We start from the raw sequence: 3,007 nt of genomic DNA on the forward strand, positions 1-3,007 counted from the left end.
CCTAAATCCTATTTTGATCAAGTCGCCGAGACACTTCATATCGCTGAAGCGGATCTCAAACGTTCGCTATCCGTGGTCGTGGAAGCACAAAAACAGGTCATGGCGGCAGAGAACAATTTACAGCTTCGAAGGGAGCAACTAACATTTACAGAACTGCGCAGTCCTTATGACGGTTTAATTGTAAGGCGCGATCGGGATCCTGGTGTTGTCGTCGTCCCAGGCGCATCCATTCTGCAGCTTATTGATACTGATGAACTCTGGATCAGTGCCTGGCTCGATGAAACCACGATGGCATCACTGGCGGTGGGGCAGTGAGCGCGAGTGGTTTTCCGTGCAGAACCTAACCATGATTATTCTGGCCAGGTAGCCCGGCTCGGTCGAGAAACAGATCGGGAGACACGAGAATTTCTGGTCGATGTGCGCGTTCAGCAATTACCAGTGAACTGGGCAGTAGGGCAGCGGGCAGAAGTGTTTATCGAGACTGGCCGCAAACTTAATGTGGTGATCATGCCCCAGGAATTCCTGTACTGGCGCAACGGCAAATCTGGCGTGTTTGTTTATGAAAATGGGCGCGCAGTCTGGCGTGATATCAGTTTGGGTTTATACGGGCAGCAGCTGGTCGAGGTTGTGCATGGTCTGTCTGCTGGCGATCAAATCGTCAAACCACCTAAAGAATTGAAGATAACGTTGGAAGACGGCCAGGCCGTTGTCATCCGATGAATCTTGCAGTTCGCGATATTCGCCATAATTTCGGCCGTTTCATACTTACGACCTTCGGCATTAGTCTCTTGCTCATGCTCGTTATGGGTATAAATGGCCAATATCGCGGGCTGGTTTTTGAAGCAACTCTGCTTATTAACCATATTGGAGCGGATCTCTGGGTAGTGCAGAATAAAACACGCGGTCCTTTATCGGAGATATCCCGTATTCCAAGCAACATTGAAAATCGGGTGCTCACTTTATCAGAGGTCGCGCTGGCTCGTCAGTTTGTTTCCCATACAATCCAACGGGAACACCATGACAAGACCTTACGCATGACGGTGCAAGGTCTTGCATGGCCTGATGACAAGGGTGATTGGGTACCGCTGATTGTGGGACGCTCACTGCAGCAGGCGCATTTTGAGATGATCGCCGATCGTTCGCTGGGGCTGGCTCTGGGAGAAGAAATCAAATTTGGTAAAGATATCTACCGCGTGGTCGGTCTCACCCGTGGCATGACCAGCAGTGCTGGAGATGGCATGGCTTTTTTTACGGTAAGTGACGCAATGGCCATTCAATACGATATCCCTGCTGAGGCTATACGTTTGGAGCGTACCGCCCGGTATGCGCGTACTGAGAATGAGGACGTCGGCCGTACTCAACCATTGCTGCTGGAGCGTGCTGGCGGTCCCTCTCAAGCTATTTCTGAACTGCCGCTGCCATCGGTCAGCGCTGTGCTCATGACACTACAACCGGGTGCGGATATCGAGCGTATCATTAGCCAGATTTCAGCCTGGCCAGATGTCACGGTCTATACCGCACAGCAGCAAAGAGAATTTATGCTTTCCGGGCATGTGGATAAATCTAGGCGCCAGCTTCTTCTCTTTAGGATTTTGCTCATCGTCGTTTCCACTATCATCATCGCACTCCTTATCTATACACTGACGCTGGATAAAATACGCGACATTGCGCTGCTTAAACTTATTGGTGCGCGGAACCGGGTGATCGTGGGACTGATTCTTCAACAGGCGTTGCTCATGGGTGCGCTTGGCTTCGGTCTGGCGCGATGGCTCGGTCTGTATGCTTTTCCGTATTTCCCGCGCCGGATAGTCATAGAAACGCAGGACCTGATTCAACTAGCTTTTACGGTCATAATTATTTCTGTTTTAGCCAGCCTCTTAGGCATCTGGAAGGCGTTACGTGTCGAACCGAATTCAGTGCTGGCCTGATGGAAGCTGTTTCCAATTCAACCCCTGCCATTGAAGTGATCAATCTTACAAAGATCTATGGATATGGCCATACTGAAGTCGCAGCCGTGAAGGATGTTACATTGCACGTTGCCTGTGGCGAAACTGTCGCGTTGCTCGGACCAAGCGGGGCTGGCAAATCCACGCTGCTGACGGCAATGGCTCTCATCAATCCACCAACCTCAGGGCGTATCATTATCGGGGGTGAATTGGTGATGGAGAGTAAACAGCCAATGGTTGATTTGCGCGCCTTCCGCAGGTGTCACTTAGGCTACATTTTCCAGAAAGCGAATTTGATTCCATTTCTTAACGCATTGGAAAACGTGCAGATTGTACTCGAAATCAACGATATTCCCCCAGGGGAGGCACGTCAGCGTGCAATGGAGTTGCTTGATTATCTGGGGATCAGCCACCGCCTTAAGAATCTCCCAGAGGCGCTTTCTGGTGGTGAACAGCAGCGAGTTGCAGTTGCCCGGGCGCTTGCAAATGAACCCAGTCTGATTCTAGCCGATGAACCTACTGCGGCTTTGGACAGTGAACGTGGACGCCAGGTAATGGAGCTGTTTGTTAAGGTAGCGCGCGAGCGGGATGCTGCCGTCATTGTCGTCACACATGACGTACGCTCACTCGATAAATTTGATCGAATCTTGGAAATGGAGGATGGGCGTTTGAAGATCCCGCAAAAAGAACTTTATTTATCCAAAATTAAGTGCTAGCAGTTAGTCTTGAAAAAACATAATGATATTAAATAATCTTAATGTATGTTATCAAGATGTTTTTGCTGTGAAGGGGAAATAGCCATGCCCGCTATTAATTAAATACAAAGTTAATTTGTTGATCATGATAGTGTCTGCTCATAGCAAAAAGTCGCTACATTAATCCAGAACTCTCAATTCCCAAACAGCTTCTAAGTGCCTAATTTTTAGGTGCGACGTTTATAATACTAGATTTTAGCGGCAGCAACCGATGTGTGTGAGTGCATTTTCGCACCATAAAACTGACGAGGAATGATCTTGAGCTTCATACATCCTATTAAAAATTGTATAGAGACGCATAATTTT

Annotated in this window: 4 protein-coding genes; all 4 read left to right on the top strand. The window is 48.8% G+C overall.

Annotation, left to right across the window (positions count from 1 at the left end; all coding sequences use genetic code 11):
* Positions 1–315 (top strand): HlyD family efflux transporter periplasmic adaptor subunit (locus tag ABTW62_RS13735; RefSeq protein ID WP_430905138.1); only part of this gene is annotated, 315 nt, incomplete at its 5' end.
* A gap of 6 nt (positions 316–321) precedes the next feature.
* Positions 322–720: a hypothetical protein gene (locus ABTW62_RS13740; protein ID WP_430905139.1), complete on the top strand. Its 399-nt coding sequence runs from the start codon at positions 322–324 to the stop codon at positions 718–720.
* The gene (locus ABTW62_RS13745) at positions 717–1,928 is read left to right on the top strand and encodes an ABC transporter permease (RefSeq protein WP_430905140.1); all 1,212 of its coding nucleotides are present in this window, start codon (positions 717–719) and stop codon (positions 1,926–1,928) included. The genes ABTW62_RS13740 and ABTW62_RS13745 overlap by 4 nt, the downstream gene beginning before the upstream one ends.
* A complete protein-coding gene (locus ABTW62_RS13750) occupies positions 1,928–2,662 on the top strand; it encodes an ABC transporter ATP-binding protein (RefSeq protein ID WP_430905141.1) in 735 nt (244 codons plus the stop codon). The genes ABTW62_RS13745 and ABTW62_RS13750 overlap by 1 nt, the downstream gene beginning before the upstream one ends.
* The last annotated feature ends 345 nt before the right edge of the window (positions 2,663–3,007 follow it).

It is taken from the genome of Nitrosomonas sp. ANs5, assembly GCF_050584665.1.
Classification (GTDB): Bacteria; Pseudomonadota; Gammaproteobacteria; order Burkholderiales; family Nitrosomonadaceae; genus Nitrosomonas.